Origin of the sequence: Capnocytophaga granulosa ATCC 51502, from assembly GCF_000411115.1 — a bacterium.
Taxonomy (GTDB): Bacteria; Bacteroidota; Bacteroidia; order Flavobacteriales; family Flavobacteriaceae; genus Capnocytophaga; species Capnocytophaga granulosa.
In genome coordinates, this window is record NZ_KE150259.1 from 6684 (window position 1) to 19646 (window position 12963).

Sequence of the window (12963 nt, forward strand, 5' to 3'; positions counted from 1 at the left end):
GAGGCGCGTTTCACAGATGAACTAAAGAAACTTTCTCGCTCACAAGGGCGTATTCTCATCAAGCTCATCTACAGGCAGACGGGCTATTCGGCTTATGACTTGGTCAAGCACCTACGCAGTGGTTGGCGGGCTTTTTGGTATAACAATACGGCTTGGTTCTACGACCTCTCACTCAAGAGTATCTATGCTCCAGAGAGTGAGGAGGAAGATTTTTGGATAGAGGATATCCTTTTGAGGGCTTTCTCTCAGGGAGAACTGGAGATGCAACCTCCTGCTATAGCGATAAACTATGAGGCTATAGAGAAAAAATGGCGTACAAAGCCAGCTAATCAGTAAAGAATTAAGGAAAAAGGGCGAACAAAACAAAGGTTCGCCCTTTTTTGTTTGTTAGAAAGTATATTTGATACCAAAATTAAGTCCAAGAGAAGAATAAGAAGCCTTTTCAGTGAGTTTTTTGTTGTTTAATTTGTTTTCAAGCTCTTCTTTGCTAGCCTCTTCTACATAGTTGGTACGCTTATGATATACCTGTCCGCGGAGGGCATCGTTGTAAGTATCATTGGTAAAGCCATCTAAGTCTTTTAGAGGCACTTCTATAGTGCGGGTAGCACCTCCTATACTAAGGTTGGCCTTGAAGGTTTGTTTGAAGTCTCTCAGCTGAGAATAGTCACGCTTTACAGCGATATTCATATACTCCAATTCGGCGAAGATAGATAGGTGATCATCAATATGATAGTTATACCCCAAGGCAGCAATCGTACCAAAAGGTATTTTCCCCTTGAAATCTTCTGTATAGGAAGTCTCAATGGTTGCACCAGAGGAGATGGATGCTCCTTCATCCACTTTGGCCAATGCAGGTACTACAGTCTTTAGGATAGTTACAATAGGCGCAGGAATATCTTGTTGGGTAGTGGTGTAGGAATGTGCTATTGCTTCAGTTTTTCCGCCTATTTTGGTAAGTAAGCCAAAACGTCCGTAGAAGTTGTCGGTAAAGTTGTAGGTTACAGAAAGGGCAGCTCCAAAGGCACGTCCACGCCCGATGACTTCGCCGTCAATGGTGGCTTTCAGAGGGGTGCCGGCAATATTCTTTTCGCTAACTTCACGCTTTACCACTTGGTCTTTCCCATGGAGATAGCCTACGCTGACATCTACGCCCCAAGTCTTGTTAAAGAAATACCCCACTCTAAGTTGGGAGTTGACCCCTTCCCCGAAAGTGCCAAAGCGTACACTTTCTTTGCCGTTGATACTCTCTTCGCCTATCTTGGTGGAAGGTACTCCCCAAGCGTATCCTCCTGTAGCAGATACATATACCTGAGCAGAGGCTGTGTAGCTACCTACAAGTAGGCCAGCTAATAAGAAAATTCTCTTCATTATGTAATAATTAAGTTTGATTTTTATTCTGGTGTATGGAGCCACTGCTGGGCAGTACTCAAAGGGCGTGCAATGATAGCACGCTCCCCATCTATAAGGATTGGGCGTTCTATAAGTTTGGGGTATTGGTGTAGTAGGTCTATGATTTGTTCGTCGGATAGGGTATCGCTGCCGACTTCCTTCCAAATAGCTTCTTTTTTGCGCACCAAATCAATAGGTTTGATCGCCAATTTGCGTAGTAGTTCCTTTATTTCCTCTACAGAAGGGGGATTTTTAAGGTAATCTACAATTTCAATAGGGTATTCTTCCTCTTTGAGGAAAGCTAAGCACTCTCGGCTCTTGCTGCAATGGGAGTTGTGATAAATGATCAATTCTTTAATGTTTAATAATTAATGTTTAATGATTAATGATTAATGATTAATGTTTAATGATTAATGTTTAATGATTAATGTTTAATGATTAATGTTTAATGATTAATGTTCAATGATTAATGTTCAATGATTAATATTTAATAGTATAGGGTGGATTAATCATTAATCATTGCTGGCATTAATCATTAATCATTGCTGGCATTAATCATTAATCATTGTTGGCATTAATCATTAATAATAGGTGAGTTTTAGTTCTACGATAAATACTAATTTGTCTTTGTAGCGGACTTCTTTGCGTATCCAATTTCCTTTTTTGTCATACTGATAAGAGAGTTCGGAGTAGGCGGGCAGTACGCCATTGGCACTGATGGATTGTGCATAAGGAGGATGGTTGTCTTTATAGAAATAATTGACTCTGAAATTGTCGGTGAAATTGACGTAATCCTCTTTGACTAACTTGGTTGGAAACCCTATAAGGTTGTATTCATTTTGATAGACGTATTTTTTCTCATCATCGGGGGTTATAAATATGCGTTCAGCGAGGTTACCAAAATCGTCGTACCTTATATAACATTTCTCAATAATCTCTCCGTTGGAATAGTAGGTAATACAAACAACAGGGTTACCATTATCATCTAATCGGCAAAGGGTGATACGCTGAAAATCGCGGTCTTTTTCTAAATGGAAAACTTCTCGACTTTCTTTTCTTTTTTCATCATACGTCATGATGAATTCTCTAGTCAATTTGCCTTTGCTGTCGTATACTTTTTCTTTTTTTCGCCTATTTTTGTGATCGTAAAAGATTTTTCTCTTTCCTAAGACTTTATTTTTGTCATCATAGAATATTCTTTTGGTTACTTTACCTGCTTTGTTGAGCTTTATAAAAGCATTTTTGTCGTATAATACACCATTACTAAGTATTTTTTCTATTGTTTTATCTTCGTTTTCTTTTACTTTGTAAGGATACATACGTATAGTTTTTACTTTTCCTCTTAAAAAGAAATATTTAAGTGGTTCATCATCCTGAGCAAAGGAAGTGTAAGTATATAAGGCAAACAATAAATAAGCTAAAGCTCTCATGATGGGTATTCTAATAATAGGTAATTTCTCTTTTGATAATAGCAACAGCTTTTCCCTTGTGCAAATATGTCTTTTCTATCCAATTACCTTTGTGATCTAACTTATATTGGAAAGAATAAGAGATTGGTGCTTCTTGGTTAAGCGTAAAGATATGTTTTATAGGGTAAATATTATTCTCGTAGATATATTCAAAGGAACTCTTTATCTCAAAGTGAGGTCGGATAATTGTATTTTCTACTTTTGTTAGTCTATTGTTATGATCATACTCATAAGAAGACTTATGTTCAAGTTGGTTTTTATCATTATAAGTACGAGATTGGGTTAGGTATTTGTTTTTGTTGTATTCAAGTACAGATTTTGTTATTAGCTCTCCCTCGAAACCATAGGCAATCACCTCAGCGATTTGATCATTAGGGGTCATAGTCAGTTCCATTTTGGATTTTTTGTTAGGAAATCCAGTAGAAGTGGAGGTAGCTTTTCCCCTTTTCTGTGTATCATCATACTCATAAATGGTAGTTTGTGTTAGGTCTTCAGCAGCGATACTAAGGATTTCTCTGGTCAGTCTACCCTTAGCATCATAGCTTGTTTTCTTGATGGTTGTAGGTCTTTTTCCCTTGCGATAACTGACAAACTCAATGATACGCCCTTGGGGGGCAAAGGTAATCTGCTGATTGTCGTCAAAGTTATCCACATTTAAGTTTCCTTGCGACTCAGGGAGTTCTTCCTTGGTTACTGTTAGGGTCTTTACTTCGCCTTGTAGCTGGTAAGCAAATCGTTGTTTTTCTTTTTGCTCCCAGCAGAGCGCACAAAGAAAGAAGAGAAAAGAGCTTAATAGATAATTCATAAATAGTTTTAAATCAGGTCGCTAAGGTTGTCTACGGCAACATAGCGTTCTACATTGAACCCTTCAGCATAGTCGCGGTTGATGAGCATCCCCAACTCCTGAGCACGGAACTTGATACTATCTTGGAAGTTCTGGCTAGTGATAACAGTCTGAGGGTCATTGCCTTCGTCGGGGAGGAACTGAGAGCGATAGGCATATACAGCCTCAATCTTTTTTTCCAAGAAACCAGTGATATCTACCACGAAATCGGGACGGAGGTCTTTCCACTGTATATAGTGATAAACGACCTTGGGACGCCAGGCCTCTTGTGGGTTTCCATTTTCATCGGTGGTTTCTATACGGCGCAAACCACTCAAAAAGCAAGCATCACTGACGAGCTTGCCGCCCTTGCCATGGTCTATATGGCGATCTTCAAAGGGATTACAGATCACAATCTCAGGGCGATACTTACGTAGCTTCTTGACAATTTCTAACTGGTGATGTTTGTCATTGAGGAAGAACCCATCGGCAAAGCAGAGGTTTTCCCTAACACTAATCTGGAGGATACGAGCGGCCTCATCGGCTTCTTTTCGGCGGAGTTCGGCACTTCCACGGGTACCCAATTCGCCTTGGGTAAGGTCTATAATACCTACTTTCTTGCCTAAGCTAATTTCCTTGGCAAGGGTACCTGCACAGCCCAATTCTACATCGTCGGGGTGTGCGCCAAATGCTAAAATGTCTAATTTCATAAAATAATGTTCAATGATTAATGGTTAATGGTTAATGTTCATTAGTGTCCCATTAAAAAAATAAAATATTATTTTAAATATTTGATATATAGTTAGTTATAGAATTTTCTAAATAGAACGGATTTGATTTTTCTTTTCTATTACAAAGAACCTCTATCTTTAGACAAAAGAGCTACAAGTTCTGTCTATGTAAGGCACGAGCTGCAAGCTCGCGCCAGCACATAACTACAATACAAGAACTATAAAATTTAAAGGGACACTAGTGATTAATGATTAATTGATCATTAATCATTGTTGGCATTAATCATTAATAATGGATTCTATAATTTGTGCAAATATACAAAAACTTTTCCAAAGTGCAAGACTTTGAAAAAGTTTTTGTCGAAAATTTTTGAACTCACTAAAAAAATATACTTATTCTCTTAGGAGTAAGGGCTGTCTTAGTTCTTTACGCGGAAGGCTTTTTCCTGAGGATAGAAAGCTACATCACCTAATTCTTCCTCTATGCGAAGAAGTTGGTTGTACTTGGCCATACGGTCAGAACGAGAGGCAGAACCTGTCTTAATCTGGCGGGTGTTAAGCGCTACGGCAAGGTCGGCAATGGTGTTGTCCTCGGTCTCTCCAGAGCGGTGAGACATGATAGAGGTGTAGCCTGCACGGTGTGCCATATCCACAGCGGCGATGGTTTCGGTAAGGGTACCAATCTGATTTACTTTGATAAGGATAGAGTTGGCTACTCCCAAGTCGATTCCTTTTTCAAGACGTTTCACATTGGTTACGAAAAGGTCGTCCCCAACGAGCTGTACGCGATCGCCAATGGCATCGGTGAGGAGTTTCCAGCCGTCCCAGTCGTTTTCGTCCATACCATCTTCTATGGAGATGATTGGGTATTTGTTCACCAATTCAGTAAGGTAAGCTACTTGTTCGGCAGAGGTACGTTTTTTACCTTTTTCGCCTTCGAACTTGGTGTAGTCATATACGCCATCTTCGTAGAATTCGGAAGAGGCACAGTCAAGGGCGATTTTTACTTCTTCACCAAACTTGTAACCTGCTTTCTCTACTGCTTTTTTGATAGTATCCAAGGCGTCTTCAGTACCTTCAAAGGTAGGAGCAAAACCTCCTTCGTCCCCTACGGCAGTGCTAAGTCCGCGATCGTGGAGTACTTTTTTGAGGTTATGGAAGATTTCAGAACCCATTTGCAAAGCTTGAGAAAAGGACTCAGCTTTTACAGGCATGATCATAAACTCTTGGAAAGCGATAGGCGCATCGGAGTGAGAACCTGCATTGATGATGTTCATCATAGGTACAGGGAGGTTGTTGGCACTTACGCCCCCTACATAGCGGTAGAGCGGAATGCCCAATTCTTCAGCGGCCGCTTTGGCTACAGCGAGGGATACCCCAAGGATAGCATTGGCACCCAACTTGGATTTGTTAGGCGTACCGTCCAAATCAATGAGTGTTTTGTCAATGAGGTTTTGGTCAAATACATTCATACCAACGATTTCTTCGGCGATGATGTCATTGACGTTTTCAACGGCTTTTAGCACTCCTTTTCCGAGGTATTCTTTACCTCCGTCGCGAAGTTCTACAGCTTCATATTCACCAGTGGAAGCTCCTGAGGGTACCGCTGCACGGCCACGAAAACCGTTATCGGTAATTACATCAACTTCTACGGTAGGGTTACCTCTTGAATCGAGGATTTGTCTTGCATGTACATCTAAGATAAGACTCATATTGTTAGCAATTAAGGTTAATAATCGGTTATTTCTTTTTGTTGTTTTGTTGGGCGCGTTGTTGTGCTTCGGCTTGTTCCATCATTTCGCGGAACTTGCGTTGGAACTTACCTTCCTTACGCGGCTTCTGTTTGTTCTCTTGTATCTTGGCATGGATACGTTTTTCATCAATAATCCAATACTTAATAGCCAACATAATGAATATGGTAATAAGGTTGGAGATGAAGTAATACAAGCTCAATCCACTGGCGTAGTTGTTGAAGAAGAAGAGCATCATCACAGGGGAGATGTACATCATAAACTTCATATTGGGCATACCCTCCTGCTGGGGTTGTTGCATTTGCCCTGTGGTCATAAGCATATATATGAGCATGGTAACAGAGGCCAAGATAGGGAAAAGGCTCACGTGGTTTCCATAGAAAGGAATGCTAAAAGGCAATTGGGCTATGGAGTCGTAAGAGGAAAGGTCGTTAGCCCACAAGAAGGCTTTCTGGCGAAGCACAAAGGCTGTAGGGAAAAAGCTAAAGAGGGCAAAGAAAACAGGCATCTGTAAGAGCGCAGGGATACAACCACTGAGCGGATTTACTCCTGCCTTGCTATAGAGCGCCATGGTCTCTTGTTGGCGCTTCATGGCATTGTCTTGACCTTTGTATTTTTCGTTAATTTCCTCTATCTCAGGGCGCAATACCTTCATTTTAGCTTGAGAGAGGTAAGACTTATATTGGATAGGGGAGAGTAGTATACGTACAATAATGGTAAGGACGATGATGGCCAGTCCCATGGACATATAGCTAGAAAGTAGGTCAAAGACAGGAATCACAAACCATTTGTTGATCCAGCCAAAGATTCCCCAGCCTAGAGGAATGGCTTTGGTAAGACTATACTGCTTATCATATTTTTTAAAGATATGATAGTCAGAAGGCCCATAGAAGAAATGTAGTGCTTCATTGAGTTCACCAGAGGTATATTCGAGGGGGAATACAGCGGCAAAGTTCTTGGTATACTGTACATTATCCCCTTCGGAAGAGGCTAAATTTTTAGAAGAAAATTTCCCACTTGCAAAAGCCTTATCGCTAATGAGGAAAGAACTAAAGAGGTGTTGCTTGAAATCGACCCACTTAACTTGCTTGAACTCTTCGGAGTCCTCGCCGCCGGCGCTGAGCTTATCATTGCGGTTGTCTTCGTATTGTACTACGGCCTGTACATAACGGTCTTCATAAGTGACACTCTTTTCCATACGGCGAGCCTTGAGTTTCCAAGTAAGCTCAGGAGCTTTGCTGGTATTCAAGACAGAAGAAAGTCCCACACTGCGCACGGTCATATCCAAAAAATACTCATCGGGACGGAGTGTATATACATATTCAAGATATTGAGTGGCCGATACACGGAGCTTCATAGAAAGGACATTGCCAGAGAGAGAAGGTTCAAAGAACAAGTCCTCAGTCCTTAGCGTACGATTGTCCGCAGTGGAGAGTTCTAAGGAGAAACTTGCATTCTTATCCTTAATCAGCTCTACAGGCTGTCCGTTGTAGGTCTTTTGGTTTTTTACCTGTAGGCTGGTAATCTGTCCGCCCTTGTTGCTTACCTGTAGCTTGAGTAAACTGTTTTCCAATTCAGTAACAGCCCCCTCTTTGGCAGAAGGCAGTGTAGCGGAATAAGCAAAGGCTCCTAAGGTCTCTTTGTATTTGCTTAGTCCTACCGAATCCGTAGGGATGGTAGTGGCAGGAACAGTGGTGTTATTAGGTTGTTGGGGTTGGGTGTTCTCGGTTGTATTGTTTTTTGGTTGCTCTTGGGTAGGCTGATTGCGATAGAAAAAGAATAGAAGCACTATGGCCATGAGCATCATACCTATCATAGAGGTAAGGTTGGAACGTTTTTCTTCCATAAAGAGTGATTGATTTGATTAAGCTATTTTATATTGGGCAAAGATACAATTTTATAACCAAATGACCAATATTTTTCTCTGAAATATTAGGTGATTTTTAAATTATTTTTTAAGTTTGTATTCCAAGGCGGCTTTGACAAAGGCGACAAATAGCGGGTGTGGCTTGGCTACGGTACTCTTGTACTCAGGGTGGTACTGAACCCCTACAAACCAAGGGTGAGAGGGCAGTTCGATGACCTCCACTAAGCCTGTTTTGGGGTTGATACCCGAACAGCGCAAGCCTGATTCCTCAAGGGGTTTGCGGTATTCGCTATTGAACTCATAGCGGTGGCGATGTCTCTCGGAGATAAGTGGTTGCTGGTATACCTCATAGATCTTGCTACCGGCTTGAAGCTCGCAATCCCAAGCCCCCAAGCGCATGGTGCCGCCCTTTTGGGTTACGTGCTTTTGCTCTTGCATAAGGTCAATGACCTTGTAGAGGCTATTGGGGTTCACCTCGGCTGTGTTGGCATTCTCAAAGCCGACCACATGTCGGGCAAACTCAATGACGGCCATCTGCATACCCAAGCAGATACCTAAGAAAGGAATCTTATGCTCACGTACATACTGTATGGCCTTGATTTTTCCTTCAATACCACGTTCGCCAAAGCCTGGTGCTACCAGCACGCCATCTAGGCCGCTGAGCTTGTCTTGCAGGTTGGTCTCGTCCAAATACTCGGAGTGTATCATGAGCACTTCCACTTTTACCTCGTTCTCTGCCCCAGCGTGGATAAAAGCCTCTAAGATAGACTTGTACGCGTCGGGCAGCTCTACATACTTGCCTACCAAGCCGATACGTACACGGTGCTTGGGGTTCTTATGTCTTTGTAAGAAATTATTCCATTTGGTAAGGTCGGGTGCCACGGCATCGGAGAGGGCTAACTTCTTGAGTACCACGGTATCTAAGCCTTCCAAGAGCATCAGGTTGGGTACATCGTAGATCGTAGCGACATCAATAGACTGGATGACGGCTTCCTTTTTTACATTGCAGAAAAGAGCGAGTTTTTGTCGGAGGTCATCGGGCAGTTCGCGATCGGTACGACATACGAGCACATCGGCCTTAAGGCCACTCTCCATAAGAGCTTTTACACTGTGCTGGGTAGGCTTGGTTTTCAGTTCGCCCGCGGCAGCCAAGTAAGGCACAAGGGTCAGGTGGATTACAATGGCATTGTTATCGCCCAATTCCCACTGGAGTTGGCGGACAGCTTCTATATAAGGCAAGGATTCTATGTCGCCCACAGTCCCCCCGATTTCGGTGATGACAATATCGTATTGACCACTTTTGCCAAGGAGCTGGATACGGTCTTTGATCTCGTTGGTGATGTGCGGGATCACCTGTACTGTTTTTCCAAGGAACTCACCGCGGCGTTCTTTTTCAATAACACTCTGGTAGATACGCCCTGTGGTAACATTGTTGGCTTGAGAGGTATACACATTGAGAAAACGTTCGTAGTGCCCCAAGTCTAGGTCGGTTTCGGCACCATCTTCGGTCACATAACACTCCCCATGTTCGTAGGGGTTGAGTGTGCCTGGGTCAATGTTGATATAAGGGTCTAACTTCTGGATGGTAACCCGATAATTTCTGGCTTGCAGTAGTTTAGCCAGCGAGGCGGCGATGATTCCTTTCCCTAAAGAAGAGGTAACGCCCCCTGTAACAAATATATATTTAGTATTGTCCATGAGCTTTATAAAGATAGCGCAAAAGTAAGTATATTTTGCGAATAAAACAAATTAAATCAATGATTAATGCCAGCAATGATTAATGGTTAATGCCAGCAATGATTAATGCCACTAATGATTAATGATTAACGCCAGCAATGATTAAACATTAAACATTAATCATTAAACATTAATCATTACCTTACTCCAAACATCTCCGCCACGCTGACCCTCTTCGGGGGTTGGCGACACTCTATGGAGCCAGTGAGGGCATCAGGGGCATCGTCATGGGCGTTGGTACCCACGCGGAGGTAACCCGTAAGGTCGCGGGCAAACTTCGGGAAACGCTTTTTCCAGTCCAAAGGCATTTTGATGAGCTTTTGTACCGAAGCAGAAGCGGCAAAAATCCTTGCTGTTTTGTTCTGATTCTGATGAAAAGGATTAAAGCGCGTCAGTCGGTTGCCCATATCCCACGAACGTTGTTGTAGGTTGCTGACAAAGAGGTTGCCGCCGTTGTTGCTCTCGATATGACAGCGCTCTACTTGGTGTTGCTGTAGCATATAAGTAAGTGTAGTCTCGGTGACTTCCATAGGGTCTTTGGTGTAGAGTACATCGGTAATATAGTTGCCGTCCTCCGCTTCTTTGTAAAACAAAGCGCATAGGTAGTCCGCCCCACTATCGGCAGCATCAATATACGCTACTGAGTAGGAACGAGAAGGCAAGTCGGTATAACAGCTGAACTCTTCGTACATCAACCCTTGGGAAGGTTGCGGATTTTGTTGGTACAAACTCTCAAAGACTGTAGGAGAACGACCTTTGATTTCCAAGAGTTTTTCCAAACTATGTCTTTCAGGCCATAGGGGTTCTCCTTCTGCTCTGGGGTCTTGTTCGCTTGGTGGTCTGTTCTGTATAGCAGGGAAACTAACGAGTAGCCAACCTTGCGGATTTTCTATAGGGTCATATACACCCTCCTGCTCTAAGAGTCTACCTGCCAAGTCCTCCATGTGCCAACGAGTAAAGACTAACAGTTGTTGGCTATCGTTGTGCAAACGGGTAGAGGCTACTGTATCATACCAGTCGGCCACGTTTTGTCTGATGACAGGCGACCAAGCAGACGAAGCATCTTTGTACAAGTCGTCCATGATGAGCATATCCACAGGTTCGCCAGTTAAGGAACCTCCTACGCCAATCGTCTTGAAACTGCCTTGGTAGCCTACAATCTCACACTCATCGGAGTTGCGGGCATAGTTGCGACTGCGTCGGCCTTGTTCTTGGTAGCTTGCCTGACCCGCGAGGAGCGTTTGTGGAAACAACTCGTAATAGCGGTCATCGTCCATGATGCGTTGGAGTTCGCGGTTGAACTTGCGCGCTTTGATAGCATTGTAGGAGACAATAGCGATACGTTTGTCAGGGTCTTGTCCTAAGACAAAAGCAGGCAAGCGACGGGTAGCACCTTCGCTCTTGCCGTGTTGGGGCGGCATGGTGATCATCAGCTTTTTGATTTCTCCCATGGCGAAGCGGGTTAGCACCTCGTAATAGGCAAAGTGGAAAGGCGCAGGAGCAAAAGAAGGGAGTGTATGGCGGGTGAAGGAGAGGAGGTCTTCTTGGGGCACGAGCTGTAAGCTCGCGCCAGCAGTGGAGTTCCTCTCCCCCAACCCCATCTGAGAAGGCGAGGAGGCTACTAAGCAGGCGCAGGCTTGGGAGGGGTAATTGTTGTGGGCTGTATTGGGTTGGGGATATTGGTGTTGAGCAGGTGTAGGGGTAAAGTCCGCGAGAGCGGAGTATGTGAGCAATTCGCCCATGTTGGGCAATTCGCCATCGTATTTGTCGTAATTGTCATTGTTGTCTGTATCGCATTGGGCAAATTTTGTTTGGGCAAAAAGGGGTTGAGCAGGTGTAGGGGCGAATGGCAATTCGCCCATGTTGGGATTATGATTGTTCGTGTTATTATCCGTGTTGTGTTGAGGATATTGGGGTTGAGCATATTGCGATTGGGCGAATTGCCATTCGCCCCTACAACCGCGTGCTGGCTTATTATGCGTTGCCTGCTTTTCACCCACATACCCAAGCTCCAAGTTTTCGCTTGGCTTTATTTTTCCCTTTTCACTTCCCATTGCCCATCCTTCCAAGCGTATAATGATACGAATGGCGGCAATACTATTGTTGATGGTAGGGACAATAGTCTCTCCATTACTATCCAAAGGCTCGCGACGAGCGTATGTCCAAAGAATTTCTAAGGCCTCTTCCATAATGATTAATGCCAACAATGATTAATGATTAATGCCAACAATGATTAATGCCAACAATGATTAATGATTAATGCCAACAATGATTAATAAATGTGCTAATCTTTGTAAGACGCAATAAACTCACGTCTCTACCCTAACGCTGGCTAAGACAACTCCTGATGAGCGTAGTCATCCGTAGAGACGCAATTTATTGCGTCTTAATGAATTGGACTATACAATCATTTTTTACTATTGATTGGCATTTGTAGTTTCTTCATAAAGAGCCAAAGGCTCTAATCATAGTAGGTACGAGCTGCAAGCTCGCGCCAGCGAAGGGGGGGATCAGTGGTCAGACGTCAGTGGTCAGTTTTCAGTCTGTTGCGACTAATGGCTGATTACTGACATCAGACGTCTGACCACTGAATAACGCTGCAAAATTACAACATTTCGGTTGGGGAAGTCAAGAAAACGCATAGTGAGAAGTAAGAATTTATACAATAAAAAATGGTGTTAAGTATTTAACAGTGGTTAGTGGTTAGTAGTTAGCAGTCAGCAGTTGAAAAAAAATAGAAAAATGTAAAGAAGGTGTTTGAGAAAAAAGTTGTATATTTGCCCCTAAAAATCTTAGTTAATGAAAAGGACTTGTTTTATAGCAACTATAGGCCTACTCCTTTTTGGGCAGTATGCCGTAGGGCAACAGATGAAAATCAATCAAAGCCAGCAGATTAAAGACCTTATGGAGGTCAAAAAAGAATTTGGGCAGCAGGAAAAGACCTACCAAATCCAGATATATAACGGCACTATCACCGAGGCAAATGAGGAGATCAAGCGCGCCTCTGGAAAGTACTCTTATCCATGTTTTTTGGCCTTTGAAACCCCTAACTACAAGGTGCGTATGGGGCAATTTCGCACCCGTTTGGAAGCGGAAAAAGCCCTTACTAAGGTCAAAAATATGTATCCAGCAGCATTTGTGATAGCACCTTACTAATGATTAATGCCAATAACGATTAATGCCAGCAATAATGCCA

Annotated in this window: 11 protein-coding genes; 2 read left to right on the forward strand and 9 right to left on the reverse strand. The window is 43.0% G+C overall.

Annotation, left to right across the window (positions count from 1 at the left end; all coding sequences use genetic code 11):
- The coding region (locus tag HMPREF9331_RS11615; RefSeq protein WP_016421093.1) for a DUF4294 domain-containing protein at positions 1-336 on the forward strand (336 nt) is incomplete at its 5' end.
- A gap of 51 nt (positions 337-387) precedes the next feature.
- On the opposite strand, the gene HMPREF9331_RS11620 is transcribed toward HMPREF9331_RS11615, so the two are convergent.
- From HMPREF9331_RS11620 to terL, 9 genes are all read right to left on the reverse strand, one after another.
- Positions 388-1368: an outer membrane beta-barrel protein gene (locus tag HMPREF9331_RS11620; protein WP_016421094.1), complete on the reverse strand. Its 981-nt coding sequence runs from the start codon at positions 1366-1368 to the stop codon at positions 388-390.
- Between the two features lie 23 nt (positions 1369-1391).
- Positions 1392-1739 carry an arsenate reductase family protein gene (locus HMPREF9331_RS11625; protein ID WP_009642581.1) on the reverse strand — a complete coding sequence of 116 codons (348 nt, stop codon included), beginning with the start codon at positions 1737-1739 and terminating at the stop codon, positions 1392-1394.
- Positions 1740-1970: 231 nt separating this feature from the next.
- Positions 1971-2819, reverse strand: coding sequence for a hypothetical protein (locus tag HMPREF9331_RS11630; protein ID WP_016421095.1), 849 nt, complete (start codon positions 2817-2819; stop codon positions 1971-1973).
- Positions 2820-2829: 10 nt separating this feature from the next.
- Complete coding sequence (locus HMPREF9331_RS11635; RefSeq protein WP_016421096.1) at positions 2830-3663, reverse strand: hypothetical protein; 834 nt, start codon at positions 3661-3663, stop codon at positions 2830-2832.
- 8 nt (positions 3664-3671) lie between these two features.
- The gene (gene bshB1, locus HMPREF9331_RS11640) at positions 3672-4391 is read right to left on the reverse strand and encodes a bacillithiol biosynthesis deacetylase BshB1 (RefSeq protein WP_016421097.1); all 720 of its coding nucleotides are present in this window, start codon (positions 4389-4391) and stop codon (positions 3672-3674) included.
- 440 nt (positions 4392-4831) lie between these two features.
- Positions 4832-6124, reverse strand: a complete 1293-nt coding sequence (eno, locus tag HMPREF9331_RS11645; RefSeq protein ID WP_016421098.1) for a phosphopyruvate hydratase — start codon at positions 6122-6124, stop codon at positions 4832-4834.
- A gap of 28 nt (positions 6125-6152) precedes the next feature.
- Positions 6153-8009: a membrane protein insertase YidC gene (gene yidC, locus HMPREF9331_RS11650; protein WP_016421099.1), complete on the reverse strand. Its 1857-nt coding sequence runs from the start codon at positions 8007-8009 to the stop codon at positions 6153-6155.
- Positions 8010-8111: 102 nt separating this feature from the next.
- Positions 8112-9728, reverse strand: a complete 1617-nt coding sequence (pyrG, locus tag HMPREF9331_RS11655; RefSeq protein WP_016421100.1) for a CTP synthase — start codon at positions 9726-9728, stop codon at positions 8112-8114.
- 176 nt (positions 9729-9904) lie between these two features.
- A complete protein-coding gene (gene terL / locus HMPREF9331_RS11660) occupies positions 9905-11956 on the reverse strand; it encodes a phage terminase large subunit (protein WP_016421101.1) in 2052 nt (683 codons plus the stop codon).
- Between the two features lie 610 nt (positions 11957-12566).
- Between terL and HMPREF9331_RS11665 the strand changes: the two genes are divergently transcribed.
- The gene (locus tag HMPREF9331_RS11665; RefSeq protein WP_016421102.1) at positions 12567-12923 is read left to right on the forward strand and encodes an SPOR domain-containing protein; all 357 of its coding nucleotides are present in this window, start codon (positions 12567-12569) and stop codon (positions 12921-12923) included.
- Positions 12924-12963: the final 40 nt, after the last annotated feature.

What these genes read in the sequence shown, in the direction of transcription:
- HMPREF9331_RS11620 (WP_016421094.1), bottom strand. Translation starts at nt 1,368, where the DNA reads ATGAAGAGAATTTTCTTATTAGCTGGCCTACTTGTAGGTAGCTACACA.
- HMPREF9331_RS11630 (WP_016421095.1), bottom strand. Translation starts at nt 2,819, where the DNA reads ATGAGAGCTTTAGCTTATTTATTGTTTGCCTTATATACTTACACTTCC.
- HMPREF9331_RS11635 (WP_016421096.1), bottom strand. Translation starts at nt 3,663, where the DNA reads ATGAATTATCTATTAAGCTCTTTTCTCTTCTTTCTTTGTGCGCTCTGC.
- bshB1 (WP_016421097.1), bottom strand. Translation starts at nt 4,391, where the DNA reads ATGAAATTAGACATTTTAGCATTTGGCGCACACCCCGACGATGTAGAA.
- eno (WP_016421098.1), bottom strand. Translation starts at nt 6,124, where the DNA reads ATGAGTCTTATCTTAGATGTACATGCAAGACAAATCCTCGATTCAAGA.
- yidC (WP_016421099.1), bottom strand. Translation starts at nt 8,009, where the DNA reads ATGGAAGAAAAACGTTCCAACCTTACCTCTATGATAGGTATGATGCTC.
- pyrG (WP_016421100.1), bottom strand. Translation starts at nt 9,728, where the DNA reads ATGGACAATACTAAATATATATTTGTTACAGGGGGCGTTACCTCTTCT.
- terL (WP_016421101.1), bottom strand. Translation starts at nt 11,956, where the DNA reads ATGGAAGAGGCCTTAGAAATTCTTTGGACATACGCTCGTCGCGAGCCT.
- HMPREF9331_RS11665 (WP_016421102.1), top strand. Translation starts at nt 12,567, where the DNA reads ATGAAAAGGACTTGTTTTATAGCAACTATAGGCCTACTCCTTTTTGGG.